The organism is Mycobacterium sp. VKM Ac-1816D (genome assembly GCF_000416385.1).
In the GTDB taxonomy this organism is placed as follows: domain Bacteria; phylum Actinomycetota; class Actinomycetes; order Mycobacteriales; family Mycobacteriaceae; genus Mycobacterium; species Mycobacterium neoaurum_A.
In genome coordinates this window covers 21,820-47,561 of record NZ_AOHQ01000145.1, presented here as the reverse complement: position 1 = coordinate 47,561, position 25,742 = coordinate 21,820, and the positions used below count along the sequence as shown (strand labels likewise).

Below are 25,742 nucleotides of genomic sequence, written 5' to 3'. Positions count from 1 at the left end.
TAGGCTCCGACGATGACGACGATCGGCAAAGCGCGCTCACTCGGGCTGGTCACCGGCGCCTATCTCGTGGCGGTGGCGATGGCCGCAGCGTGGCTGTGGTGGGGTCCGTCCACGGCCATCCTGTGGCTGGACACCCTGATCGCCGATGTTCTCGCGACCCTGGTGATCTTCGTGTTCAGCAGGATCTATCGCAATTCGAGCTTCTATGACGCCTACTGGAGCGTCATCCCGCCGTTGCTGCTGTTCTATTGGTGGTATCGGTCGGCCCCGGACGTCGATCCGTTGCGCGCGTGGCTGATCACCGTCGTCATCGTGCTGTGGGCCCTCCGGCTGACCGCGAACTGGGTCTACGCATTCCCCGGACTGCATCACGAGGACTGGCGTTACCCGATGTTCAAACAGCGGGCCGGACGATTCGAGTTCGTGGCTGACCTGGTCGCCATCCATCTCATCCCGACACTGCAGGTCTTCCTCGCGATGGTGCCGGTGTACATCGCCATCACCCGGCCGGGTTCCGGCCTGGCCTGGTTGACCTGGGTGGCGCTGGTCATCGGGGTCGGCGCGGTGGCGCTGGAACTCGTCGCCGACGTACAGATGCACAGGTTCGTCGCCGAACGCCGGGAGGGACAGGCGATGGACACGGGGTTGTGGAGTTGGTCGCGGCATCCCAACTATTTCGGCGAGTTCAGTTTCTGGGCGGCACTGGCGTTGTTCGGTATCGCGGCCGCACCCGAATATTGGTGGCTGTCGAGCCTTGGCGCGCTGGCCATCCTCGCCATGTTCCTCGGCGCCAGCATCCCGATGATGGAGGAACGCAGCCTGACCCGTCGTCCCGCCTACCAGGACGTCATCGACCGGGTGTCGCGCTTCGTCCCGCGGCCGCCGAAAAACTGACCGATACGCCGAACGGCTGCCCCTCTACAGGAGGCAGCCGTTCGACGTGCGGACCCGATCAGTAGGTCGGCACGAAGACGTTGTTGATCCACACGCCCCAGTGGTTCCATCCGCTGTCCCACACCTGAGGCTGGCCCTGCGCCCACGCCGGGTCCACGGGCTTGGGCGGAGCCCAGGCCGGCGCGGTACCGACGGACGGTCCGGCGGGCGGGGCCGGAGGCATCGGGTGAGGCTCGGCGGCAGCGACACCGGCGACCGCGAGCGGTCCGGCAACCAGGCCACCGGCAACGGCTGCGCCCGCGATCAGCTTCTTCACATTCACATTCATCAGATCTCATCCTGTTCTGTGAGAACACCTACCTGAACGGCTGGATGGGTACCGCCGGCTTCCGAGGCGTAAACATCGTCGCCGCCATCTGTGACCGGGCTCTCTTGGACGGGTGGAGACTCGGCTCATCGGCGGCGCTGACAACGGTGCCACTAGCCGAGCGGCTACTCTGGACCGGTGAGCTCAACCGGCGGATCGCCATCGGGCAATTACAGCGTCGCCCAGCAACGCGTCATCGCAGCATCGCTGGAGCTGTTCGGGGCACATGGTGTCAGTGCCACCTCGCTACAGATGATCGCCGATGCCGTCGGGGTCACCAAAGCCGCTGTGTACCACCAGTTCAAGAGCAAGGACGAGGTGGTCATCGCCGTCATGGCGAGTGAGCTCGCCGCGCTGGCACCCGCAGTCGAAGCCGCCGAGGCCGAACCCGATCTGCAAGCGGCCCGGGATATCCTGCTGGCCCACGTCGTCGACCGAATGGTCACCCGACGCAGGCTGACTCGTGTGCTGCAGTACGACCCGGTCGTGGTGCGCCTGCTCGATGAACACCCGCCGTTCGCGCAATTCATGGGCCGGTTGCACAGGGTGTTGCTGGGCGCAGGAACCGATCCCGCGGCACGGGTGAATGCTGCGGTCATGTCCGCAGCGCTGAGCGCGGCCCTGATCCATCCACTGGTCACCGACGTCGACGACGCCACTTTGAGCCGGCACATCCTGACAGTGGCCAGGCGCATCCTGGTCCCCGCGCAGAGCTGACGGTCGGTCGGCCCCGTGGTCACCGGATCATCTCGGGCGGCGGTTGCGCACCTCGGCTTGTTAGCCTTCGACCATGGATCGACGGTTCGCAGGCCATAGCGCCTGGCTGGGCGGGGTGCTCGCCCTCGTTCTGATCCTGTCCGGCTGCGCCTCGACGGTGCTCGACGGCCGCCCGGTATCCATGCTCTACGACCCGCAGCGCGCCGGCGGACTGCCCGCCCGCGACGGTCCGAGCGGGCCACGCCCCGACGCTCCCCCGCCGGTGAGCGTCGCCGAGAACAGCGATGGCGGCCCGGTGGACCAGTTGGTGTTGCGGGCCGTCGACGACCTCGAGGACTTCTGGTCACAGAACTGGGAGGGTTCACTCACCGGCACCTATGGCCCGGTGTCGCGACTCGTGTCCTACGACGCATCCGATCCCGCGTCACCCACCGTCTGCGGCAACGATCTCTATGACCTGTCGAACGCCTTCTACTGCTTCGGCGACGATGTGATGGCCTGGGACAGAGGCCAGTTCATTCCCGGCGCAGCGCAGTACTTCGGCGATATGGGCGTGGTCGGGGTGATCGCCCATGAGTTCGGCCACGCCGTGCAGGCCAAGGCCCATCTGGTCGAGAAGGCGACGCCCGTGCTCGTCAAGGAGCAACAGGCCGATTGTTTCGCCGGCGTCTATCTGCACTGGGTGGCATCGGGCAAGTCACCGCGATTCGACCTGAGCACCGGCGACGGGCTCAATCACGTTCTGGCCGGTGCCATCTACATCCGAGACCCGCTGATGACCCAGGAAGAAGCCATCCTGACCGGCGATGCACACGGATCTGCCCTGGATCGGATCAGCGCCTTCCAGATCGGCTTCGCCGGTAACGCCGACCAATGCGCGGCCATCGACATGGCCGAGATAACGCAACGTCAAGGAGATCTCCCGAAGTTCCTGTCCTATGACTCCTACGGTGATCCGTCGGCCAGTGACAGCCCGATCGACGAACAACTGCTGACCAGCTTGATGGACACCCTGACCCAGATCTACCAGCCGGCCAGCCCGCCGTCACTGAACCTCGACATGGCGACCTGCCCTGACGCACAAACGGTTTCCCCGGCGTCCTACTGCCCATCGACCAACACCGTGAACGTCAACCTCCCCACCCTGCAGGCGTTGGGGACCCCGAAGGCCGAGGACCAGGGCGTGCTGCTGCAGGGTGACAACACCGCGCTGTCGATCGTGACATCCCGATACGCCCTTGCTCTGCAGAAGGAACGGGGTGACCCGCTGGATACGGCCGTAACGGCGCTGCGCACCGCGTGCCTGACCGGCGTCGCGCAGGGCCGGATGGCCGAACCCGGCGGCACACTGACACTGTCGGCCGGTGACACCGACGAGGCGATCTCCGGGCTGCTGACCAACGGGCTGGCGGCCAGCGATGTCAACGGCGTGACCGCGCCGGCCGGTTTCACCAGAATCCTGGCGTATCGGTCCGGCCTGGGCGGCAATGCCGAGACGTGCTATCAGCGGTTCGGTGCCACATGACGCGGCCACCGAACCCGAATCAGCCACCGGGACAGGCCCAGCCGTGGTGGGCGCGGCCCGGTGGGGCGGCACCGCCGGGGCCCCCTCCGCAGGCACCCCCGCGGATGCCATACCCGCCCAACCAGGGGCCGCCGGCGCAGCGACCTCAGCCCGGGTATCGTATGCCCCCCGCACCCCCTCGACAGCCATCGCGGCCGAGTCAGCCACCGCAGACAGCACCGCCGCCGTCACGACAGCCGACACCGTCACCGGCACAGCGCCCGCCGGTCGACCCGAATCGCTACCTGCTCCGGCCGGACCAGCAGGCCGGTGGACGCCGACGGCAACAGCGGACACCGGACCACCGGCGCACGGTCATCATCGCCGGACTGACGGTCGTCGCCGTCGTCGGCGTGGGTATCGGTATCTGGCAGTTCGGATTCGACCGCGCTCCGGTGATCAAGGTCGAAACGGCCGAGGCGGGGGTACGCGCCATCCTGTCGGACCCGATCAACGGATACGGCGCCAACTCCATCAGCGCACTGCGGTGCAACGGCGGCAAGAATCCGTCGGCCGCCAAGGGCGACAGCTTCACCTGTGACGTCGAGATCGACGGGGCCATCCGGCAGGTGTATGCCGAGTTCACCGACGACCGCGGCACGTTCGCCGTGGACGGGCCGCGGTGATCAGGTACCGGGACGTTTGTGCTGCTGGCCGTGCACGCCTTCGGCATACGCCGTTTCGGCGTGCTGGGTGAAGTCGATGCCGGATAGCTCGTCCTCGCGCGTGACCCGGAACCCCATGGTCGCGTCGATCACCTTGCCCAGCAGGAACGACACCGTGAACGCGAACGCGGCGACCACGACGATGCCCAAGGTCTGCCTGCCCAGCTGAGTGATCCCGCCACCGTAGAAAAGGCCTTCGGGTCCGCCCGACACAACCTCGGCCGCCAGCAGACCGATCAGGAACGTACCGACCACCCCGCCGACGAAGTGCACTCCCACCACGTCGAGCGAATCGTCGTATCCGGCGGCGAATTTCCACCCGATCGCATACGAGCACACCACACCTGCCACCAGACCGACCAACACGGCGCCCAGCGGGGAGACGAACCCGCACGAGGGCGTGATGGCGACCAGGCCGGCAACGACGCCGGAAGCTGCGCCGAAGGTGGTCGGGTGTCCGTCGCGGAAACGCTCGACTGCGAGCCAGCCCAGCATGCCGAGGCACCCGGCGACAAGAGTGTTCAGGAAGATCACCGCGGCCTTGCCATCCACGGCGAAGGCGGAGCCCGCATTGAATCCGAACCAGCCGAACCACAACAGCCCGACGCCGAGCAGGACGAACGGAAGATTGTGCGGGCGCATGGCCTCGGATTTGAACCCGATGCGCGGGCCGAGCACCAGCGCGAGCGCCAAAGCCGATGCTCCCGAGACGATCTCGACAACCAGTCCACCCGCGAAGTCGAGCGCGCCGAAGACCGAAAGCCACCCGCCCGGTCCCCAGACCCAGTGGGCGACCGGCGAATACACCGCCAATGTCCACAGCGCGACGAACAGCGTCCACGCCGAGAATTTCGCCCGGTCGGCGATCGCACCGCTGACCAGAGCCGCGGTGAGAATGGCGAACGCCAACTGGAAGGTCACGAACAGCAACTCGGGCACATTGGAGCGCACCGCGGACACATCGATACCGGACAGCCCGAGGTGGCCGAGACCGCCGATGAGTCCACCGCCGGCGTCGGTGCCGAAGGCCAGACTGTAGCCGGCCACGATCCAGGTGACCGTCACAACCGGGATGGCGATGAAGCTCATCATGATCATGTTCAGCACGCCGGTGGAGCGGACCATACCGCCGTAGAAGATCGCCAGACCCGGGGTCATCAACAGCACCATCGCGGTGCTGACGAGCAACCAAGCGGTGGCGGCGGGGTCGATCTGCACGCGGGCTCCTTCGTCGGGGCAAAACGCCCGGACGACTATGACACAGCGTGCGCGCCTGCGATCTCCCGATCGGCCTATTTCAGCTACTTGACAGCGGCGACGGCAACCGAACGCTGCGGGGGATCCCCGGACACCGTCCCGGACAGCCGGAACACCCCCTCGCCTGAGCATGGGCTTAGCCAGCGATGCATCTTCGGGTGGCAAACCTAGGTCATTCGCCGACCGCATCACTTCGGAGAATTTGCCACAACTGCAACGAAGTGAAAAAACGCTGATTGACCAGCGGATTTGGCCCAGCTTTGCGTATTCTTCGATTCGCTCAGCAATTTTTACGTGGTCGTCAACCAGGAGTGGGGAGCAATTGATGCCGGTGGATGGGACACGGGAAGCGCATCCGGACCGCGTAGGTGAACGCCGAGCCCAGCAAGCACGGCTGTGGCTCGGCGCGGGGGCGATGACCCTCGGCATGGGAGCCGCGATGCTCGGCGGCGCGGCCATCGCGGCCGCCGACTCGGATGCGCCCTCGGGTCCCACCCGCACCGGTTCGACCGACAGCTCGGATTCTTCGTCCTCCGACGCGGGATCGTCTTCCGCAGGACCGGTGAAAAGCAGCGGCGGATCGTCGCGCGAGACTGTCGGCTCCTCGTCGGGCGATTCCGCGGACAGCACCGGACCGCACGCCAACGACGACTCGGACGAAGCCGGCGACTCCGACGACAGCTGGGGCGCGGCGTCCCCCACGCGCGGCTCCGGTCTCGATGACGACGATGTGACCTCCGAAGAGACCACGGAGGCCATCGGTGGCGCCGAGGAGGCGGTCTCCGAAGAGGTCGTCGACGAGGACGGCCCGGTGGGGACCGGCGGCGCGCACGGGCCCACAAGCACTCCACAAGCACCCGCCACCAATTCCCCGGTGATCTCGGACAGTTCGTCGACCGCCACGTCACCCACACCTGACACCGACACCACTCCCCTTGCCACACCGGCGGTCACCGACAGCGGATTGAGCACCATCGCCGGATCCGCGGGCGCCAGTTTCTACACGCTGGCCTCCACCTCGAGCACGGTGGGTCGCGCGGCGGCGCTGTCTCCGGCCGCTGTGCCTGCCGCTGCGGTAGCGCAGGCGAGCAACCCGTTCGGCCTGCCCACTCCCGAAGAATTGCTGCGCGGGCTGCAGGAACTCGGCACCAACCTGTACTTCGCCGTGATGAACCAGCTTTACGGGTTCCAACGCAGCCTGACGGCATTGCGCGACGATGTGATCGGCATCCTCGGGTTCACCCAGGAGGTGATCACCCGGTCGCTGCCGTTCGGTAACCCGACAGGCAATGCGCAGTACTTCGTGCAATCCGGCGACTTCCTTTCAGCCGGGCTGGCGACCGTGGCCATGGCCTACGCGCAGTTAACCGGCAGCCCCGTGGATCTAGCCGGTTTCCTCGCCAAGGCAGCGAACACCCCGAGCCTCCGAGTGCCCGGCACGATGGTTTATCTCGGTCCCGGCGCGCGGCTCGTCTATTGGACGGATACCTATGAGGTGTTGCAGGACAAGGATGTTCGCATCATCATGCGCAGCTACGGCACCAACCAGGCGGACAAGGCGTACAACGACCTCACCAACGGCCTGACAGATCCAACCAAGGCCATGATCGTCCCGATCAACGGTCCGGTGTCGGACAGCAGTGACGTCAAGGAGAAGACCGTCGTCGTCATCGGCGTCGACAACGTCAACGGAACGGTCACCATCAACGATCCCACCCGCGCTGACGGGCAGGGTCTGGTCATGAGTTATGACGACTTCATGGATGCCTGGGGGTCGAAGAAGTACCAGTTGATCACCACCCAGCTCGCCAGCTCGCCGAACGTGGCACCGGACGCATCCGAGACCAGATGGGTCTGGTCCTTGCCCTCGATTCAGCAGATCGGCTCGCGGGTCGCCGCCGCGTTCGTGCACCAGGTCCAGGTTTTCCAGGAGAACATCACATATCTCACCGACGATCTGTCCCGCACGTTCGGTGTTTCCCAGCCGGAACCGATCGGCCCGCCATCGGCGGGCGATGTCGAGTACGGAAACTACCTTGCCAACTACCAATACTGGAGGTATCAGGGTCAAACCGGCACGTGCGCGCTGATGTCCACCGCGGCCGTCATTGCCCAGTTGACCGCAAACGGCATGCCCGTCGACATGGACGCGCTGGCCGCCGAGGTGCAGCAGTTGGCAGAGACGTTGCCCAGTGGAATCAAGGTAGGTGAGCCGATCTACACCGAGGGCAAGGGCGGGACGTTCTCCTCAGACGTCATCACCCTGCTCAACAGGTTCGGCATCAACGCCGACTACACCACGTATCTCAAGAACGAGGGATCGCTGGCACTGGACAATATGACCGCCGCACTCGAACAAGGCCAGTCGGTGATCGTCAGCGTCAACAACAAATTGATCTACGACGCGTGGAACACTCAGTACTTCGGTGCAGGCAGGGAGTGGTACCGCGGGACCACGGACCAGCCCAACCACGCCGTCACCGTGCTCAGCGTCAACATGACCAAGGGCGTTGTCTACATAAATGACAGCGCACCAAGACAGGGGCAAGGCCTGGCCGTGCCACTCGATCAGTTCATGAAGGCCTGGGAGACAGGAAACTTCTCGCTGACCACCGCCGAACGGGACAGCAGCGCCGCGGGCTGAGGTCGAGTATTTCGCAGGCGGGTGATGGGGCGGTTCACGCCGCATCACCCGCCTGATCTCGCAGCCACCCGCGCACTGCACCCCGGTCGCCCCCACTCCAGTCAAGGAACCTCATGTCTTCTCGCACAGTCCGGCTCACCGCAGCCGCCGCCATTACCGCAACCGCAACCCTTTTCGCCGTTCCGGCCGTCGCGGTGGCCGACCCGTACGACGATGACGACGGCACCGTGCAGGTCGACTCGCCGCCCGCGGAGGAGCCTGCGGAAGAACCACAGCCAGAGCCGGAACAGCAACCCGAGCCAGAGCCCGCTCCGGAACCGGAGCCACAACCCGCACCGGAGCCCGAACCCGAACCTGCGCTGGGCTCAGCGCCGGATAGCGAGCCAGACCAGGCCGGTGAGACAGGCGCCCAGCAGGACGATCCGGGCGCTCCCTCCTACTCCCCCGGCGCGGACCCCGACACCCAGCCAGGCGCCGATGATCCGGCGCCCTCCGAGCAGGCGCCCGACGCTGACACCAACCCCGATGACTCCAACCCCGATGACACCACCCCCGACATCGCCTCCCCCGATATCGCCGACATCGATGCCGGCGACCTGGAGACGGCAACACGTGCGGAGCCCGAATTCAGCGAGGCCACAGAAGCATCGGTGACGCAGATCGAGCAGCTGGAAAGCCTCGTCGAGTCGCAATACCTTTCGGAATCCAGTTCGGTCGTCACTCAATGGGACTCGTCCTGGGTTCAGTACACCCAGTGGTATCAGCCGATGCTGATCAGTCCGTATCGCACCCCGGTGACGATCGCCTACGTCGCGGACGGGCGACCGTACATCACCGAGCTCGCGCCGCTGCGGCCGACGGTTCTCACCGTGCCGCAGGCGGGCGTGCACAGCTTCACCGCGGTGGTCAACGATCCGGCCGGCCGGGTGACAAACGTGTCGGTGGGTAGCTTCTCCGGTGGCGGCTACGTGCCCGCGCCCGGCCAACCCCCTCCCCCCAAGCCCACGGTGCCGACAACGTATGAAAACGTGCTGGTGTCCTTCAAACTCGGCGACGCGTCATACAAGCCTGTGGTCGTCAAGAAGGTCGTCGACCTCGGTGACGATCCGGCTCGGTCACTGACCAAGGTGCTGCTCGACGAGGAGACACCGGCGTGGGGCACCTGGGGGCCCACCGACTCCGGGCGACGCAGCTTCACGGTGTCGCTGACCGATCGGCTTCCCGGACTGAGCACACCGGGAACCGACCTGCCGCCCGGCTACCGCCTGCAGGCCGAGGAGCGCAGCACCGCGGAGAAGGCCGACTCGTCGACGCCGGTGCTCGCCTGGGTCGCCGCCGGTCTCGGTGGCATCGCAGTGCTGGCCGTGATCGGCGCCGTGGTGAGCGCGCGGCGACGACGCCAGGGCTGATCGAGCTCGACAGGCAGGCCCCGCACTATTCGGGGAAGTCCGCGCTACGAGAGAGGGCCTCGTTAGCGCGGAGTTCGGCCAGGGTCTGCTCCAGCTCACCGATCACTGCGTCGTATCCACCGTTGCCCAGCACCAGACGGCGTGGCGGCGGGTCCTGGGCCATCGCAGCGATCACCGCGCGGGCACCGCGGTGCGGATCACCTGGCTGAACACCGTCCATCTCGACGAAGGTCGCACGAACCCGTTCAAGCATGTCGTGATACTCCGAAATCGGTTCGGCGACGGGCTCGTTGGCAAAACCGGCGTAGGCGTTCGTGCGAAAAGCGCCCGGTTCCGCGGCCAACACCGAGATGCCCTGCCCGGCGACCTCGACACGCAGTGCATCGGTGACGGCTTCGATGGCGAACTTCGTCGCGCTGTAGTAGCCGAAACCGGGTGCCGACACCAGCCCTGCCACCGAGGAGACATTGACGATCCAGCCGTTTCCGCGGGCACGCATCCCGGGCAACACCGCACGCGTCACGGACAGCACGGCGAAGAAGTTCAGTTCGAACATGGCCCGCAACGCCGAATCGTCCATGCCTTCGATCGATCCGTACCAGCCGCGGCCGGCATTGTTGACCAAGACGTCGATACCACCGAACCGCTCCTCGGCGGTCTGTACCGCGCGCCGCACCTGGGCGGCATCGGTGAGTTCCAGCGGCACCACGAGAACCCGATCGCCATACTGATCGGCCCAATCTGCCAGCTCTTGCGGGCGCCGGGAGGTGATCGTCACGCGGTCCCCCGCCTCCAGCGCCGCCTCGGCGAACGCCATCCCGAAATTGCCGGGCGTCCCGCCGGTGATGAACCATCGCCTGCTCACGCCTCGCACACCAATCGGCTGATCGACGCGCCGTCCAAGGTGAAGCGGTAGTGCAGGTCGACGACGCCGCCGGGGAAGTCGCCCTCCAGATGCTGAGTCACGTCAACGCCGTTGTCGGTCGTGGTCGCCCCGACGAACTCCGAGGTGTAGGTGAACTCGCCGGCCGACGCGGCCAGCCAGGCACCGATCGCGTCGCGGCCCGTGTGGTCGCGGCCCTCGTCGGTCACCACGGCGTCGGCGGTGAAGGTGGCGACTGCTCGGCCGTCCTCCGGACTGGCGTGTGTGGTCATGAATGTCTTTACGGGGTCTGGGAGTGCATCCCATTCGCTTGTGGTCATGGCACCACCGTCGGGCTTCCCCTTAGGGGAAAGTCAATACCCCTGGTCGATATCGCGCCGCGCTCTTGACCTTCCCCCAGGGGCAACCTTCAAGATGGCCTTGTCTGCCACGTGGACGGCCAACGATTGAGGAGGACACCGTGGGCGCACAGGTCTCGATCGGTGACTTCGCGGTGATGACCAGTCTGAGCAGAAAGGCGCTACGTCACTATCACGACATCGGCATCCTCGAACCGGCTCACATCGACCCTTACACCGGCTACCGCTTCTACGACACCAGCCAGGTCGATCACGCGCACATCATCCGCCGATTCCGTTCCCTGGGAATGTCCATTCCCGATATCAAGGCGCTGCTGAGCACCCAGGACGCCATCGCCCGCACCGAGATCATCACCACTCACCTCGAGCAGATGGAGGCGCAACTGCAGCAGACCCGGGACACCGTCGGCGCGCTGCGTGAGTTGCTCTCCCCTGTCAAGCCTCCGGCCGAGGTCGCTGTGCGCCAGGAGTCATCGCTCGCCGTATGGTCCGTCGGCGGCATCATCGATGTGTCCGATATCGACGATTGGTTCTCTACAACACTGCAGAAACTGAGAACCGCCGTCGCCGCTGCCGTGGGCGCACCGGTCGCGGTGACCCCGGGCGGGCTCTATGAACGCGGGTTGTTCCTCGAACAGCGTGGCAGCGCAACGATGTTCGTGCCCGCACCGCCATCGGCGGAACCTCCCGACGGAATCGATGCCACCACCCTGCCCAGGTCGGAGTTCGCGGTGCTCACCCATCCGGGCGGTCACGACGGAATCGACCGCAGTTACGCCGCGCTGGGAATCTATGTCAACGAGCACCTGATCAGCGGCCAGGGACCGATCCGCGAGCACTACATCGGCAGCACCCTGGCAGAACCGACAGCGTTCACGGCCACCGAGATATGTTGGCCGATCTTCAGCACCACTGCGGCGGTGGACTGACGGCAGTCATGACCACAGGCTTTGGTGATGGGGAGCCAGAACGTTTCAGCCAGATTCTGACCGATATAAACGCAGGCACGGCTCCACGTAATCGACACTGCGTCCAAGCGCGGCAAGTTCGGTACCGGTGCGCACCGCGGCCAGCTGGTCGAACTCGGGCTCGTCGCAGTTTCTGACGAAGTCGCGCACATCGTCCAGATCGCGAACGTCCATATCGGCGGCCCGGAAGCACACGCCCACATTGTGATGGTCGCCGCGGCACACGGCCCACAACTTCAGGGTTCGGGGCTCCCGCCACAACCCGGTTTCTTCTAGCAGTTCGCGCGAAGCCTCGGTCGCGAGATTGTCGATATCCAGTGGCGTGCCTGACGGCGGCGGTATCACAGAGCCTCCGGGAAACTGCCAGAGCCCCGCTTTCGCCGTGAGTGGACCGGCTCGCCCGACGAGCACCATTCGCCCTGGCGCGGGCACGAGGACGGTTACGAACAGTGTGGATATGCGATGCCCAAACCTTCTCAGCGCCAGCGATCGGTAGGTGCTGGGCGACCACCACACGACCATCCGACTCGATACGGCTTCGAACGAGCAGCGATCGACCAGCACCAGCGGACCGTCGAACAGTCCTGGATTCCGGCGCCTGGCCGCGTCGAACAATCGATCGGCTGCCTGCGCCTCCTCGTGCGCTACGCGTGGCCCGTCACGTCTTTCGAACTGCAGTTCAGAGGGCTGTCCGATCCAGACGCGATCATCGCCGATCAATAGAAGCTCCCACGCACCACCTACACGGCAATCTCGAATGTCCCCCGTCACCCACGGGCACGCCAGGAGAAGGGGTTCCACACCGCAGAAGCCTCACTCGCAAATACTGCACCAGGCCGGTCGAGCTCGCGATGTTTGCAGTAAACACTCTGTGGTGCGCGAGGGGGGACTCGAACCCCCACGTCCGAAGACAATGGCACCTAAAGCCATCACGTATGCCAATTTCGTCACTCGCGCTCTGCCGTTCAGACTACCGCCTCCCGTCCGAAGGATGTTGTCAGAGGTCTGCCCTAGCTTCCGTATCAACGAGGGGGTCTCGATGCACACGCAGGATGACTTCACACGAGTCAGACGGCTCATCGATGCGGGCTTGAACGACTGTGCGATCTCCAGACAAACGGGCATCCCCCGTCGCACCGTATGCGACTGGCGGCGCGGCAAGAGCGCGGTGATGCCGCGGTCGACGTGCCGCTACCACGACTACAGCGTGCTGCCGTCCGATGCGTACAGCTATCTGTTGGGGTTGTACCTGGGCGACGGCTACATCAACCGTTCCCGCTCCCTGTTCCGACTACGGGTGACCCTCGACAAAAAGTATCCGGGGATCATCGACGGTTGCCGCGACGCGATCGACAAGATCATGCTCGGCCAGCATGCGACAGTGTTTCCGCGGGTCACCGGCTGCGTCGACGTATCGCTGTACTCGAAACACTGGCCGTGCATCTTCCCGCAGCATGGACCCGGGCCGAAGCACCTTCGTCCGATCGTCCTGGAGCCGTGGCAGCAGGCCCATGTCGACGCCGCCACCGAGGAGTTCGTCCGTGGCCTCATCCACAGTGACGGGTGTCGGGTGGTCGCCAACGATCGCGGGGTCGCCAGCATCCGCTATCACTTCACCAACCACTCGACGGATATCCGCAATCTCTTCTGCGCGGCCCTCGATCGGCTCGGCATCCCGTGGACCCAGAACAGTCGCTACATGATCGCCGTCTATCGCAAGGCGGCGACGGCACGACTCGACCAGTTCATCGGGCCAAAGACCTGAAATCGACGGGCGGTAAAGTTGACCCATGTCCACTACACGACGTAGGAGACCGGCGCTCATCGCGCTGGCCACCGTCGGCGCCACCGGCTGCATGCTGCTGGCCTGGTGGCAGTGGACCCGCTACGAATCGAACTCGGGCACGTTCCTGAACCTGGGATACGCCCTGCAGTGGCCGATGTTCGCCGCGTTCTGCGTCTACGCCTACTACAAGTTCGTCAGGCTGGAGGACGCGCCACCGACCTACGAGGAGCCCGCGGACACCAACCGCGCCACCGAGCTCCCCGCCGGACTGCTCCCCGAGCGTCCGGCCGCCGCGTCGACCGTCGATGACGACCCCACCCTGCGCGAATACAACGCCTACCTGGCCGAGTTGGCCAAAGCGGACACCCCCGAGGACAGGAACACCAGATGAGTACCCCCGAAAGCCAGGAAACCCAGACCCCCGCCGTTCCGCTGCCCTCCATCCAGAAGGCGCTGGCGAGCTACCGGGTACTGGCGTGGACGACCGGCCTGTGGCTGATCGCGTTGTGCTACGAGATGGTCATGAAGTACGGCTTCAACGACGACTCGCTGAGCTGGATCGCGGTCGTGCACGGCTGGGTGTACTTCGCCTACCTGATCGCCACGGCGAACCTGGCCGTCAAGGTACGCTGGCCGTTGGGCCGCACGCTGGGCACCCTGATCTCCGGCACCGTGCCCGTGTTGGGCCTCATCGTCGAGCACTTCCAGACCCAAGACGTGAAGAAGCGGTTCGCTCTGTAGCCGCCGTCGGGCGCACCGCGGGTATCAGCAACGCGCCCACCGCCGACACGGCCGAGACCGCGGCGGCGACCGTCAGCGCAGCCCGGAAGCCGTCGAGGGTAGGCACCTCCTGACCGGCGGCCGTCATCGTCATCCCCGCCAGGATCGCCCCGATCACCGCGCTGGAGATCGAGGTACCCAACGACCGCGCCAGCGCGTTGAGACCGTTGGCTGCCGCGGTCTCCGAAAGCGGCACCGCGGCGTTGATCAACGCAGGCATCGACGCGTAGGCGAAGCCCACCCCGATGCTCACCAGGACGTTGAGCACCAGCACTTGCGGACCGCCGCCCAGTAGCCACAACCCGGCCAGATACGAACCGGCGATCACCACGCACCCGACGCACAGCGTGAACCTCGGCCCCCTGGCCCCGGCCACCCGCGCCGCGAACGGCGCCACGAGCATCATGGCGATTCCGCCCGGGGCCATCCACAGCCCGGCCTCGAGCATCGACATGCCCAGCCCGTAACCGGTCTCGGCGGGAAGTTCGAGCACCTGCGGTGCGATCAGTGAGAGCGCGAACATCGCGAAACCGACCCCCACCGAGGCGATATTGGTGATCAGCACCGGCGGGCGCACCGAGGTGCGCAGGTCCACGACCGGCGAATCGAACCGCAACTGCCAGGCGACGAAGATCGCGCAGACCACGAGCGAGGTGCCGAACATCCCGATCGTCAACCCGGACGTCCAGCCCCAGTCGCGCCCCTTGGTGATGCCCAGCAGCAGGGTCACCAGTGCCCCCGCAAGCAAAAGCGCGCCCAGCGGGTCGAGGCGGTCGGTCGAACTGGCAGGCACCGCAGGCACCAGCGTGGCGAAGAGCACCAGCAACACGACACCGATGCCCGCGGCGAACCAGAACAGCGCATGCCAGGAGAGGTGTTGGGCAACGGCCGCCGACAGTGGCAGCCCGAGTGCGCCGCCCACCCCGAGCGACGAACTCATCAGCCCCATGGCGCTGCCGACCCGCTCGGCGGGCACCGAGGCCCGCAGCACGCTGATGCCCAGCGGGATGATGGGGATACCCAGGCCCTGCATACCGCGACCGATCACGAACGGGATGAGGGTGCTACTCGACGCGGCGATCACCGAGCCCGCGATCAACACCATCGCGCAGGCGATCAGAATGCGTTTCGGACCGTACAGATCCCCGAGCCTGCCGAACACCGGGGTGGCCACCGCCGCGGTGAGCAGCGTCGACGTGATCGCCCATGACGCATCAGAAGCACTGGTGCCGAGCAGCTTTGGCAGTTCGGGTATCAACGGGATGAGCAGTGTCTGCATCAACGAGACGCTGATGCCGGCGGCACACAGCACCGCGATCAGCACACCGGGATGGGCCGCCGAGACTCTCCGGAAAGGCCGCGGCCGATCGACTGACACCACGCCCGGGAGCATTACACGTTAGCTGCGCTATACAAAATCCCGATGGTGGACCGGGTCGGAACCGCCGGTGCTCAGGCCAGCGCGCGCAATTGCGGGAGCAACAACGTCAGCGCCCGGCCACGATGTGAAGCGGCATCCTTCTCCGCAGCAGACAGCTGCGCCGCCGACCGCGAGGATTCTGCGGGTACGAAGATCGGGTCATATCCGAAGCCGCCGTCACCACGCGGCTCCCGGGCGATCGTGCCCACCCATTCACCGCGCACCACGGTCTCCCCTGCCGCGGACACGAGCGCGCACGCCGAGACGAAGGCGGCTCCGCGCCGGTCGTCGGGCACATCGCGCAGCTGTCCCAGCAGCAGCTCGAGGTTGGCGCGGTCGTCACCGTGTGCGCCGGACCACCGCGCCGACAACACCCCGGGCATACCGTTGAGTGCGTCGACGGCCAGCCCGGAATCGTCGGCGACCGAGGGCAACCCGGTCGCGGCAAACGCATCGCGGGCCTTGGCCAGCGCGTTCTCCTCGAAGGTGGCACCGGTCTCGGGTGCCTCATCGAACTCGGGGACCTCGGACAGCGACACCAACTCCACGCCGTTGATCCCGGCCGTGTCGAGGACCCGGCGCAGCTCGGCAAGTTTCTTGGCGTTGCGCGAGGCAACCAGTAACCGGATCAGCTTCCGAACACCTTCTTGGACGGACCGCTGGGCTCGGGCAGCACGCCGGGATAGGGCAGCTCCAGTGCCGCCCGCTGGATGGCGAACAGCTCCTCGCAACCGGCGAGCGCCACGTCCAGCATCTTGTCCAGCGTCGAGCGCGGGAAGGTGGCCCCCTCACCGGTGCCCTGGATCTCCACCAGGGTTCCGGTGTCGGTGGCGACGACGTTCATGTCGACCTCGGCGCGGGAATCCTCGGTGTAGGGCAGGTCCAACCGGACCCGGCCGTCGACCACACCGACCGACACCGCGGCGATGGCACAGGACAGTGGGCGCGGATCCGACAGCTTGTCGGCTGCGGCCAGGTAGGTCACGGCATCGGAGAGCGCGACATAGGCGCCGGTGATCGCGGCGGTGCGGGTACCACCGTCGGCCTGCAGCACATCGCAGTCGATGGCGATGGTGTTCTCACCGAGCGCGCCGAGGTCGATACACGCCCGCAGCGACCGGCCGACGAGCCTGCTGATCTCCTGGGTGCGACCGCCGACCTTGCCCTTGACCGACTCGCGGCCCGAGCGCTCATGGGTGGCCGCCGGCAGCATCGCGTACTCCGCGGTCAGCCAGCCCTGCCCGGAGCCCTTGCGCCAGCGCGGCACTCCCTCGGTCACCGAGGCCGTGCACATGACGCGGGTCTGGCCGAATTCGACCAATACCGAGCCCGCCGGATGGGAGGTGAAACCGCGGGTGATGACCACTGGCCTCAGCTCGTCGTCAAGCCGGCCGTCTTCTCGTCTGGACACCGTGCAACCCTAACGCGGCAGCCCGACGGGGAGCTCAGTGGCGGGTCACGTCGATGACTTCGCCGCACACCACCGCATGCACCGGGCCGTCGAACTCGGCCTTGGCCTCGCTGATGACATCCTCGCGCGACGTCCAGGGCGGGATGTGGGTCAGCAGCAATTTCCCGACGCCCGCACGCGCCGCGATCTGACCGGCCTCGGTGCCCGACAGGTGCAGATTGGGCGGCCGCTCGGGGGAATGGGTCCAGGAAGCCTCGCACAGGAACACGTCGACACCGCGCGCCAGCTCGACCACCGCATCGCAGATGCCGGTATCGCCGCTGTAGGCGAAGGTGATGCCATCGCGATCGGTGAAGCGCATTCCGTAGGACTCGGTGGGGTGACACACCAGCCGCGGTTCGACCGTCAGGGCTCCGAGCCGCACCGCTTGACCGTCGACCCAGGGCTGGACGTCGAAAATATCGGAGACATCATCGATCTCGCCACCCTCGGGCGAGGACGCCGCGCCGAGCCGCTCCCAGGTATGCGAAGGACCGAACAACATGGCCCGCCCCTTGGGCGGGGACGGGTGGTACCGGCGCCACACGAACAGGCCGGGCAGATCCAGGCAGTGATCGGCGTGCAGATGCGACAGCAGGACGTTCACCGAGCCGGGGTCGGCGTACCGCTGCAGCGCGCCGAGCACCCCGCCGCCGAAGTCCAGGACCATGGGCGCGGTGTCGGGCTCGGTCAGCAGATATCCGGACGCGGGCGAATCGGGGCCGACAACACTGCCGGAACAACCCAGTACGGTGATTCGCACAGCACTAGCTTGCCATGTCGGTCAGCGGCACGACGAAAGCATGACCGCATTCAGCGACAAGATTCATTTTGTGTCCGCACCGTGATGCAGGACATGGCCCGCGGACCGGCTCAGGAGCGCAGCGAGGCCGGGCCGGTGCGCGTGGTACGAGCCCTGCGCTCCGGGCCAGACAGCACGTAAGCGGCGATCAGACCGGCGATCGCGCCGGACAGATGTCCCTGCCAGGACACCCCCGGCGCACCGGGCAGCACCCCGAACAGAATGCCGCCGTACACCAGCGCGACGATCACCCCGACGACGATCTCCCAGGCCTTGCGGCTGAAGAATCCGAACACGATCAGAAACGTCAGCCAGCCGAAGATCAGCCCGGACGCGCCGATGTGATTCGTCGTGCACTGCACGCCCACATAGGGGCAGTGCGCGCCGATATTGCCGATCAGCCAGGTGCCGAACCCGCCGAGCACCCAGATGATGGCGGTGGCGCCGAGGAATCGACCCATGCCGGCCAGCGTCATCAGAAATCCGAGCACCAGCGCGGGCACGGTGTTGGCGATCAGATGGGGCCACCCGCCGTGCAACAGCGGCGCCCACAGGATGCCCCACAGCCCGTCGGTCTGCAGCGGGCGAATCCCGTCCTGGTCCAGGCGATGGCCCAGAACGGTGTCGATGATCTCCATGACGTAGAGCAGCGCCACGAAACCGACGACGGTGACGCCGCCCACCACCCAGGCCGGCCGATTCTTCGGTGACCGGGTGTCGGAGAGATTCATGCCCACTCGCTCATGCCCAGAGTTGCCCTTCCAATGCGTCTTCCGCATCGTCCAGGCTACCGGCGTAGGCACCGGTGGACAGATACTTCCACCCGGCATCACAGATGGTGAAGGCGATGTCGGCGCGCTCGCCGGCCTTGATGGCCTTGGCGCCCATACCGAGTGCGGCGTGCAGGATGGCGCCCGAGGAGATGCCCGCGAAGATGCCCTCCACCTGGACCAGCTCACGGGTGCGCTTGACCGCATCGAAGGCGCCGACCGAGTAGCGGGTGGTCAGGATCTCCGGGTCGTACAACTCGGGGACGAAACCCTCGTCGATGTTGCGCAGCGCGTAGACACCCTCGCCGTAGCGCGGTTCGGCGGCCACGATCTGCACCCCGGGCACCTGTTCACGCAGGAAACGGCCGGTGCCCATCAGGGTTCCGGTGGTGCCCAGTCCGCCGACGAAATGGGTGATCTCGGGCAGATCGGCCAGCAACTCCGGACCGGTGGTCTCGTAGTGTGCGGCGGCATTGGCCGGGTTGCCGTACTGGTAGAGCATCACCCACGAGGGATTCTGCGCGGCAAGCTCTTTGGCGTGTGCGACGGCGGTGTTGGAACCACCCTCGGCAGGCGAGTAGATGATCTTCGCACCGTAGAGCTCGAGCAGTTGTCGACGCTCGATCGAGGTGTTCTCCGGCATCACGCAGATCATCCGGTAACCCTTGAGCAGCGCCGCCATGGCCAGGGAAATCCCGGTGTTGCCGCTGGTGGGTTCCAGCAGCGTGTCCCCCGGCGTGATCAGGCCGTCGCGTTCAGCCTGCTCGATCATCCGCAGCGCGGGCCGGTCCTTGATCGACCCGGTGGGATTGCGGTCCTCCAGCTTGGCCCACAGCCGCACATGCGGACCGTCGACGCCGTCCTCCCACCGTGGCGACAGCCGCTGCAAGCCGACCAGCGGGGTGTTCCCGAGGGCGTGCAGCAGCGAGTCGTAACGCACGCCTAGCCGCCCGCGACGGCGGGCAGGATCGTCACCGAATCGCCGTCGCCGATCGCGGTGTCCAATCCACCGGAGAACCGGACGTCCTCGTCGTTGACATAGATGTTGACAAAGCGGTGCAGCTTGCCCGCGTTGTCCGAGTCGATCAGACGGTCGGATATGCCCGGATACTTGGACTCCAGGTCGGCGATGACGGCCTGCAGGGTTTCGCCGTCGGCTTCGACGCGCTTCTCCCCACCGGTGTGGGTGCGCAGGATGGTCGGGATGGACACGGTTACGGACACGGTGGCCTCTCTCAGGATTCGTAGTTCTCGACGATGCTGACTGGTTCTTCGGTGACGACGCCGTCGAGGATGCGATAGCTGCGCAGTTCGTGCGCCTCCGGGTCGCGGGTCGACACCAGCACGTAGTGGGCGTCTGGTTCGGAGGCGAAGGAGATGTCGGTCCGGCTCGGGTAGGCCTCGGTCGCGGTGTGCGAGTGGTAGATGACGACCGGGACCTCGTCGTTGTCATCCATCTGGCGCCACACCTTGAGCTGCTCACCGGAATCGAACCGGTAGAAGGTCGGGGACCGCTCTGCGTTGACCATCGGGATGAACCGCTGCGGGCGGTCCGAACCCTCCGGTCCGGCGATCACGCCACAGGCTTCGTCGGGATGGTCGGCGCGCGCGTGGGCCACCATGGCGTCCACCAGGTCGGCGCGGATCACCAGCACGTCAGGACTCCGTCTCTTTTGCAGATGCGAACGCTCCGGGCAACAGACCGCGGTAGGTCGGTATTCCGGCGACCGATTCGGCGGCCAGCACGCCGACGAGGACGGCACGGGCCAGGCAGTCGGCGGCGGCGGCCCCCAACGCGGTCACCAGCGCGGTCTCCGGGGACATCGCGGCGGGCACCTTCTCCGAGGGCGGCACCTGCACCGAGCCGGTGGCCAGCGCGAAGACGGTGTCGCCGTCGACCGGGGTGTGGGCTGGCCTGATGGCATGCGCCAGTCCGTCCTGGGCGGCGATCGCCAGCCGACGGCAGCCCGCGGGGCTCAGCTCGGCATCGGTGGCCACGACGGCGATGGTCGTGTTGAGGGGGCTGCTCTTGGTGTTCAGGGCCGCGAACTCGGCGATCTGTTCTTCCGGCGGGGCACTCAGGCCGAACTGCGCGGTCAGATCGGACATCCACGGCAGCCCGGTGGCCGGATCGATGACGTTGCCGCCGGAGTTGACGGCGACGACGGCTCCCACGGTCACGCCCAGTTCCGGCAGCCTGATCGAGGCGGTGCCCAGTCCGCCCTTGAGCACGCCGGCGCGCGCACCGGCACCGGCGCCGACATTGCCGACCGCAACCCGGTCGCCGGAGTCGGCCGCGGATTTCACGGCGGCGTAACCGAATTCGGCGGTGGGCCGGCATCCCCAGCCGCCGACCGGCAGGTCGAAGATGACCGCGCCGGGGACGATCGGCACCACACCGCCGTCCATCGCGACACCGCGGCCCTGCTCCTCCAGCCAGATCATCACGCCGTCCGCGGCCGCCAGCCCGTAGGCGCTCCCACCGGTGAGTACCACCGCGTCGACGTGACGCACGCTGTTGGCCGGGTCGAGCAGATCGGTCTCGCGGCTCCCCGGTGCGCCGCCGCGGCAGTCGACCGCGCCGACGGTGCCCTGCGGTGCCAGCACGACGGTGCTGCCCGCGGCCCAGCCCGACCCGAGGGTGACATCGTCGTCGATGCGGTGGTGATGCCCGACGCGGATTCCTGCGATATCGGTGATGGCGCCGAACCCGCTCATCGGGTCTGTCCCATCAGGCCGAGCACCAGGTACTCCTGCAGCACTGTCAGCCACTGGTAGATGTCCAGGTGTCCGGCCATCGGATGCCCTACCGGCAACTGATCCAGTCCGCCGGGGCCGATCTCGAGCATCGAGCCCAACGCCAACCGCACATCGTTGACCGCCGAAGCCCACGCCTGCGCATCGTCCTCGGACAGCTCGAACTTGCCGCCACCGTCCGGCAGTGTCTCCAGGAGGCGTTGCGCGGCTTGCCGTTTGGCGTCGATGATGGTCGGCTCGTGCAGGCTGCGCAGCGCACTGTTGAGGCTGTCGGCCGCCGACGAACCCGCCGGGTGCTCGGTGCGGGCCCGGTAGAAGTCGGGCAACAGCCGTTTCATCGTCTCGTCCTCGGGCGGCGCCGAGTGGCCGGTCTTGATGCCGGTCAGTTCGCTGAGTTCGTCGGTCGGAGCGGCGGATTCACGGTCGTCGAGCATCCCGGTGAGCGAGGAGACCAGATTACGCAACAGATCTGCTTCGTGCGCGGCCAGCGATGACCGGAATCGCGGGCCGTCGGCGCCCTCGAGGCGTTTCCATTTGCGCACCGGTCAGCGGTCCTGCTGCATGGTCGCCCACAAGCCCGCCGAGTGCAGCTTGGTCACGTCGACCTCCATCGATTCCCGGCTGCCGGAAGACACCACGGCCTTGCCCTCGGTGTGCACCTGCATCATCAACTTGGTGGCGTGCGGCTCGGAGTAGCCGAACAGCTTCTGGAACACGTAGGTCACATACGACATCAGGTTCACCGGGTCGTCCCACACGATCGTCACCCAGGGGCTGTCGGTCGCATCGCGACTCTCGGTGGCCTCGTCCTCACGGGTACCCGGCCGAGTCCGCGCTGGGGTAACCATGCCCGACAGACTACCGGGGTGGCACTTCCCGCCCGAATCCGAACCGGACCGATACGGTTGGGGACGTGAACGACCCCGTGAGCACCGCGCTGCTGACCGACAAGTACGAGCTGACCATGCTCGCCGCGGCACTGCGCGACGGGTCGGCGCACCGGCGCTGCACCTTCGAGGCGTTTGCCCGGCGACTGCCCGACGGCCGCCGTTACGGGGTGGTGGCCGGCACCGGACGCTTCGTGGATGCACTGGCGCACTTCACCTTCGATGCGGACGCACTGGCCGGCGTCGCCGACTTCCTCGACGAGCAGACCCGCGAGTTCCTGGCCGGCTTCCGGTTCGGCGGCGATATCGACGGATATCCCGAGGGCGAGTTGTACTTCCCGAACTCGCCGGTGCTCTCGGTGCGGGGCAGCTTCGCCGAGTGCGTCATCCTGGAAACGCTCGCGCTGTCGGTGCTCAACCACGATTGCGCGATCGCCTCTGCCGCTGCCCGGATGGTCTCGGCGGCGGCCGGCCGCCAGCTGATCGAGATGGGATCGCGGCGCACCCACGAGCAGGCCGCCGTCGCCGCCGCCCGGGCGGCGTGGATCGCCGGCTTCGACGGCAGCTCCAACCTGGCAGCCCAGCAGCGCTACGGCGTACCCGCGCTGGGCACCAGCGCCCACGCTTTCACGCTGCTGCACACCGGGCCGGACGGCACCGCCGACCGCGCCGCACAGGACGCATCGGAGCGCATCGCATTCGCCGCGCAGGTCGACGCCCTCGGCGTGGGCACCACCTTGTTGGTGGACACCTATGACATCACCGCAGGCGTGGCGAATGCCATCGCCGTCGCCGGGCCCGAACTGGGGGCGGTGCGCATCGACTCCGGCGACCTCGGCGTGGTCGCCGGCCAGGTCCGTCGTCAGCTCGACGAGCTGGGTGCCCGCAACACCCGCATCGTGGTGTCCGGTGACCTCGACGAGTTCGCCATCGCGGCACTGCGCGCCGAGCCGGTCGACAGCTACGGCGTCGGGACCTCGCTGGTCACCGGCTCCGGCGCACCCACCGCGGGCATGGTCTACAAGCTGGTCGAGGTCGACGGCATCCCGGTGCAGAAGCGCAGCGCGCAGAAGGGGTCCCAGGGCGGGGCCAAGGAGTCGCTGCGGGTGGCCAAACCGTCGGGGACCATCACCGAAGAGCTCGTCTTCCCGGCCGGTCACCGACCCGCCATCGAAACCGGGCTGACCGCGCGGCCGCTGAGCATCCCGCTGGTACGCGCCGGTGAGCCGGTCGGCACGCCCGATCTCGGCGCGGCGCGCGCCCTGATGTCCGCCGGGCTCACCAGTCTGCCCTGGGACGGGCTGAAGCTCTCGCGGGGTGAACCCGCGGTCGCCACCCGCGTGGTTTCCGCCAGGTGACCGCAAGCACCACCGTCACCGATCTGCTGGCCGCCGCGGTCGACGCCCTCGGCGGCACCCAGCGCGCCGGTCAGGTCGAGATGGCCCAGGCCGTCAGCGAAGCCTTCGAAACCGGTAAGCACCTCGCCGTCCAGGCGGGCACCGGCACCGGCAAATCGCTGGCCTATCTGGTGCCCGCGATCGCCCGGGCGGTATCGGCGGGGTCGCCCGTGGTGGTCTCGACCGCGACCATCGCGCTGCAGCGTCAGCTCGTCGACCGTGACCTGCCACGGCTGGCCGACGCCCTGGCGCCGCGACTGCCCCGCAAACCGACCTTCGCCCTGCTCAAAGGCCGGGGAAATTACCTGTGCCTGAACAAGATCCACAACGGCTCCGCTTCCGAGGGTGAGGAACTGCCCCAGGAGGAACTGTTCGACGCGGTCGCCGCGACCGCGCTGGGCCGCGATGTGCAGCGGCTGACGGCCTGGGCGTCGGATACCGAGACCGGGGACCGCGACGAACTGTCCCCCGGTGTGCCGGACCGGTCCTGGAGTCAGGTCAGCGTGTCGGCCCGCGAATGTATCGGGGTATCGCGCTGCCCCTACAGCGCCGACTGTTACTCGGAGAAGGCGCGGGCCAAGGCCGGTACCGCCGACATCGTGGTCACCAACCACGCCCTGCTGGCCATCGACGCCATCGCCGACGCCTCGGTGCTGCCCGAGCACGAGATGCTGGTCGTCGACGAGGCCCACGAACTGGCCGACCGGGTGACCGGTGTGGCGACCGGTGAGCTGTCGGCCACGGCGCTGGGCGCCGCCCAGCGCCGGATCGGGCGGCTGGTCGCCGATGAGCTCGTCGAGCGCTTCGAGGCGGCCGGGGCGAATCTGGCTTCGATGATCCACGACGCCGAACCCGGGCGCATCGATCATCTCGACGACGAACTGGCCACCTATCTGACCGCGCTGCGCGATGCGGCGTTCGTGATCCGCTCGGCGATCGACACCACCCCGTCGGACCCGCAGGCCGCCGCGGCGCGCACCGAGGCCGTCACCGCGGTCACCGAGATCGGCGATATCGCCGCCCGGATGCTGGATTCGTTCGGTCCCGCCATCCCCGACCGGTTCGATGTGGTGTGGCTGGATCACGAGGAGAACAGCCGGGTCGCCGCGGGTAAGCGTGCGGTGCTGCGGGTGGCCCCACTGTCGGTCTCGGGTCTGTTGCGCACCAGGCTGTTTGCCCGCGCCACCGCGGTACTGACGTCGGCGACCCTGACCCTCGGCGGCAGCTTCGACGGGATGGCAGCCGCCTGGGGCCTCTCCGGCGGCGACCCGCCCGGTCGATGGCGCGGGCTCGACGTCGGCTCGCCGTTCGATCACGCGAAGTCCGGAATCCTTTATGTGGCAAAACATCTGCCACCACCCGGTCGCGACGGCACCGGATCGGCGGCGCAACTCGACGAGATCGAAGCGCTCATCACCGCGGCCGGCGGCCGCACGCTCGGGCTGTTCTCGTCGATGCGCGCGGCCAAGGCCACCGCCGAGGTGATGGCCGAGCGGCTGTCCACCCCGGTGCTGTGCCAGGGCCAGGACACCACCGCGGCGTTGGTCAAACAGTTCGCCGATGACGAGCAGACCTCGCTGTTCGGCACGCTGTCGCTGTGGCAGGGCGTCGATGTCCCCGGCCCGACCCTCTCGCTGGTGCTGATCGACCGGATCCCCTTCCCCCGGCCCGATGATCCGCTGCTGACCGCCCGGCAGCGTGCGATCGGCGCCCGCGGCGGCAACGGATTCATGGCGGTGGCCGCCAGCCACGCGGCGTTGCTGTTGTCCCAGGGGGCGGGCCGCTTGCTGCGCCGGATCGACGATCGCGGTGTGGTCGCGATTCTGGACTCCCGGATGGCCACCGCGCGCTACGGCGGATTCCTGCGGGCCTCGCTGCCGCCGTTCTGGGCCACCACCGACCCGGAGCGGGTGCGGGCCGCGCTGATTCGCCTGCGCAACGGCTGATTGTCACTATTCTGCTAGCC

The 25,742-nt window shown here is 67.0% G+C and carries 28 protein-coding genes and 1 tRNA gene; 12 read left to right on the top strand and 17 right to left on the bottom strand.

From position 1 onward, the window contains the following. Positions 1 to 12: 12 nt before the first annotated feature. Positions 13 to 894, top strand: a complete 882-nt coding sequence (locus G154_RS23920; RefSeq protein ID WP_019511601.1) for a DUF1295 domain-containing protein — start codon at positions 13 to 15, stop codon at positions 892 to 894. A 58-nt stretch (positions 895 to 952) separates the two neighbouring features. Here G154_RS23920 and G154_RS23915 read toward each other — a convergent pair whose 3' ends face one another. Continuing rightward, positions 953 to 1,222, bottom strand: coding sequence for a hypothetical protein (locus G154_RS23915; RefSeq protein ID WP_216847522.1), 270 nt, complete (start codon positions 1,220 to 1,222; stop codon positions 953 to 955). A gap of 177 nt (positions 1,223 to 1,399) precedes the next feature. Here G154_RS23915 and G154_RS23910 point away from each other — a divergent pair, with 177 nt between their 5' ends. From G154_RS23910 to G154_RS26170, 3 genes are all read left to right on the top strand, one after another. After that, positions 1,400 to 1,978, top strand: a complete 579-nt coding sequence (locus G154_RS23910; protein WP_019511599.1) for a TetR/AcrR family transcriptional regulator — start codon at positions 1,400 to 1,402, stop codon at positions 1,976 to 1,978. A 73-nt stretch (positions 1,979 to 2,051) separates the two neighbouring features. Further along, complete coding sequence (locus G154_RS23905) at positions 2,052 to 3,503, top strand: neutral zinc metallopeptidase (protein WP_019511598.1); 1,452 nt, start codon at positions 2,052 to 2,054, stop codon at positions 3,501 to 3,503. Positions 3,504 to 3,664: 161 nt separating this feature from the next. After that, positions 3,665 to 4,168: a DUF4333 domain-containing protein gene (locus G154_RS26170; RefSeq protein ID WP_019511597.1), complete on the top strand. Its 504-nt coding sequence runs from the start codon at positions 3,665 to 3,667 to the stop codon at positions 4,166 to 4,168. On the opposite strand, the gene G154_RS23895 is transcribed toward G154_RS26170, so the two are convergent. Beyond that, entirely contained in the window at positions 4,169 to 5,425 is a 1,257-nt protein-coding gene (locus G154_RS23895) for an ammonium transporter (RefSeq protein ID WP_019511596.1), read from the bottom strand. It abuts the gene before it with no gap. A gap of 364 nt (positions 5,426 to 5,789) precedes the next feature. Here G154_RS23895 and G154_RS23890 point away from each other — a divergent pair, with 364 nt between their 5' ends. Further along, positions 5,790 to 8,108, top strand: a complete 2,319-nt coding sequence (locus tag G154_RS23890) for a hypothetical protein (protein WP_131701352.1) — start codon at positions 5,790 to 5,792, stop codon at positions 8,106 to 8,108. A 113-nt stretch (positions 8,109 to 8,221) separates the two neighbouring features. After that, entirely contained in the window at positions 8,222 to 9,517 is a 1,296-nt protein-coding gene (locus tag G154_RS23885) for a hypothetical protein (protein ID WP_023986082.1), read from the top strand. 25 nt (positions 9,518 to 9,542) lie between these two features. Here the strand turns inward: G154_RS23885 and G154_RS23880 are convergent, their stop codons facing one another. Beyond that, positions 9,543 to 10,382 carry an SDR family NAD(P)-dependent oxidoreductase gene (locus tag G154_RS23880; protein ID WP_019511593.1) on the bottom strand — a complete coding sequence of 280 codons (840 nt, stop codon included), beginning with the start codon at positions 10,380 to 10,382 and terminating at the stop codon, positions 9,543 to 9,545. Continuing rightward, positions 10,379 to 10,672 (bottom strand): hypothetical protein, encoded by a 294-nt coding sequence (locus G154_RS23875; RefSeq protein ID WP_019511592.1) that lies wholly within the window; start codon positions 10,670 to 10,672, stop codon positions 10,379 to 10,381. Before G154_RS23875 ends, G154_RS23880 begins: the two co-directional genes overlap by 4 nt. Positions 10,673 to 10,860: 188 nt before the next feature. On the opposite strand from G154_RS23875, the gene G154_RS23870 reads away from it, so the two are divergent. After that, positions 10,861 to 11,688 (top strand): MerR family transcriptional regulator, encoded by an 828-nt coding sequence (locus G154_RS23870; RefSeq protein WP_019511591.1) that lies wholly within the window; start codon positions 10,861 to 10,863, stop codon positions 11,686 to 11,688. A gap of 45 nt (positions 11,689 to 11,733) precedes the next feature. Here the strand turns inward: G154_RS23870 and G154_RS23865 are convergent, their stop codons facing one another. Next, complete coding sequence (locus tag G154_RS23865; RefSeq protein ID WP_019511590.1) at positions 11,734 to 12,447, bottom strand: NUDIX domain-containing protein; 714 nt, start codon at positions 12,445 to 12,447, stop codon at positions 11,734 to 11,736. Between the two features lie 152 nt (positions 12,448 to 12,599). Continuing rightward, positions 12,600 to 12,684, bottom strand: a tRNA-Leu gene (locus G154_RS23860). 214 nt (positions 12,685 to 12,898) lie between these two features. On the opposite strand from G154_RS23860, the gene G154_RS23855 reads away from it, so the two are divergent. The 3 genes from G154_RS23855 to G154_RS23845 are packed head-to-tail and all read left to right on the top strand — an operon-like array spanning position 12,899 to position 14,254. Further along, complete coding sequence (locus G154_RS23855) at positions 12,899 to 13,492, top strand: hypothetical protein (RefSeq protein ID WP_234713163.1); 594 nt, start codon at positions 12,899 to 12,901, stop codon at positions 13,490 to 13,492. A 25-nt stretch (positions 13,493 to 13,517) separates the two neighbouring features. Continuing rightward, on the top strand, positions 13,518 to 13,904 hold the full coding sequence (locus G154_RS23850) for a hypothetical protein (protein WP_023986084.1): 387 nt from the start codon (positions 13,518 to 13,520) through the stop codon (positions 13,902 to 13,904). Continuing rightward, the gene (locus G154_RS23845; RefSeq protein WP_019511587.1) at positions 13,901 to 14,254 is read left to right on the top strand and encodes a DUF3817 domain-containing protein; all 354 of its coding nucleotides are present in this window, start codon (positions 13,901 to 13,903) and stop codon (positions 14,252 to 14,254) included. The genes G154_RS23850 and G154_RS23845 overlap by 4 nt, the downstream gene beginning before the upstream one ends. Here G154_RS23845 and G154_RS23840 read toward each other — a convergent pair. From G154_RS23840 to clpS, 11 genes are all read right to left on the bottom strand, one after another. After that, entirely contained in the window at positions 14,202 to 15,674 is a 1,473-nt protein-coding gene (locus G154_RS23840) for an MFS transporter (RefSeq protein ID WP_267885092.1), read from the bottom strand. The two genes, G154_RS23845 and G154_RS23840, sit on opposite strands and share 53 nt — an antisense overlap. Positions 15,675 to 15,745: 71 nt before the next feature. Beyond that, the gene (gene rdgB / locus G154_RS23835; RefSeq protein ID WP_023986086.1) at positions 15,746 to 16,345 is read right to left on the bottom strand and encodes an RdgB/HAM1 family non-canonical purine NTP pyrophosphatase; all 600 of its coding nucleotides are present in this window, start codon (positions 16,343 to 16,345) and stop codon (positions 15,746 to 15,748) included. Next, positions 16,342 to 17,124, bottom strand: a complete 783-nt coding sequence (gene rph, locus G154_RS23830; protein WP_023986087.1) for a ribonuclease PH — start codon at positions 17,122 to 17,124, stop codon at positions 16,342 to 16,344. The genes rdgB and rph overlap by 4 nt, the downstream gene beginning before the upstream one ends. 34 nt (positions 17,125 to 17,158) lie before the next feature. Then, positions 17,159 to 17,926, bottom strand: a complete 768-nt coding sequence (locus G154_RS23825; RefSeq protein ID WP_019511583.1) for a cyclic nucleotide-degrading phosphodiesterase — start codon at positions 17,924 to 17,926, stop codon at positions 17,159 to 17,161. A 110-nt stretch (positions 17,927 to 18,036) separates the two neighbouring features. Beyond that, entirely contained in the window at positions 18,037 to 18,696 is a 660-nt protein-coding gene (locus tag G154_RS23820) for a rhomboid family intramembrane serine protease (protein WP_019511582.1), read from the bottom strand. 10 nt (positions 18,697 to 18,706) lie between these two features. Next, entirely contained in the window at positions 18,707 to 19,675 is a 969-nt protein-coding gene (locus tag G154_RS23815) for a cysteine synthase (RefSeq protein ID WP_019511581.1), read from the bottom strand. Between the two features lie 2 nt (positions 19,676 to 19,677). Next, positions 19,678 to 19,959, bottom strand: a complete 282-nt coding sequence (locus G154_RS23810) for a MoaD/ThiS family protein (RefSeq protein ID WP_023986088.1) — start codon at positions 19,957 to 19,959, stop codon at positions 19,678 to 19,680. An 11-nt stretch (positions 19,960 to 19,970) separates the two neighbouring features. Beyond that, positions 19,971 to 20,390 (bottom strand): Mov34/MPN/PAD-1 family protein, encoded by a 420-nt coding sequence (locus tag G154_RS23805; protein WP_019511579.1) that lies wholly within the window; start codon positions 20,388 to 20,390, stop codon positions 19,971 to 19,973. Between the two features lies 1 nt (position 20,391). Further along, positions 20,392 to 21,453 (bottom strand): P1 family peptidase, encoded by a 1,062-nt coding sequence (locus G154_RS23800; protein ID WP_019511578.1) that lies wholly within the window; start codon positions 21,451 to 21,453, stop codon positions 20,392 to 20,394. Continuing rightward, positions 21,450 to 22,034, bottom strand: coding sequence for a DUF2017 domain-containing protein (locus G154_RS23795; protein ID WP_019511577.1), 585 nt, complete (start codon positions 22,032 to 22,034; stop codon positions 21,450 to 21,452). Before G154_RS23795 ends, G154_RS23800 begins: the two co-directional genes overlap by 4 nt. Before the next feature lie 3 nt (positions 22,035 to 22,037). Next, on the bottom strand, positions 22,038 to 22,340 hold the full coding sequence (gene clpS / locus G154_RS23790) for an ATP-dependent Clp protease adapter ClpS (protein WP_023986089.1): 303 nt from the start codon (positions 22,338 to 22,340) through the stop codon (positions 22,038 to 22,040). Between the two features lie 77 nt (positions 22,341 to 22,417). Between clpS and G154_RS23785 the strand changes: the two genes are divergently transcribed. Both G154_RS23785 and G154_RS23780 read left to right on the top strand, forming a co-directional pair. Next, on the top strand, positions 22,418 to 23,737 hold the full coding sequence (locus G154_RS23785; protein ID WP_023986090.1) for a nicotinate phosphoribosyltransferase: 1,320 nt from the start codon (positions 22,418 to 22,420) through the stop codon (positions 23,735 to 23,737). After that, the gene (locus tag G154_RS23780; RefSeq protein WP_019511574.1) at positions 23,734 to 25,722 is read left to right on the top strand and encodes an ATP-dependent DNA helicase; all 1,989 of its coding nucleotides are present in this window, start codon (positions 23,734 to 23,736) and stop codon (positions 25,720 to 25,722) included. The genes G154_RS23785 and G154_RS23780 overlap by 4 nt, the downstream gene beginning before the upstream one ends. The last annotated feature ends 20 nt before the right edge of the window (positions 25,723 to 25,742 follow it).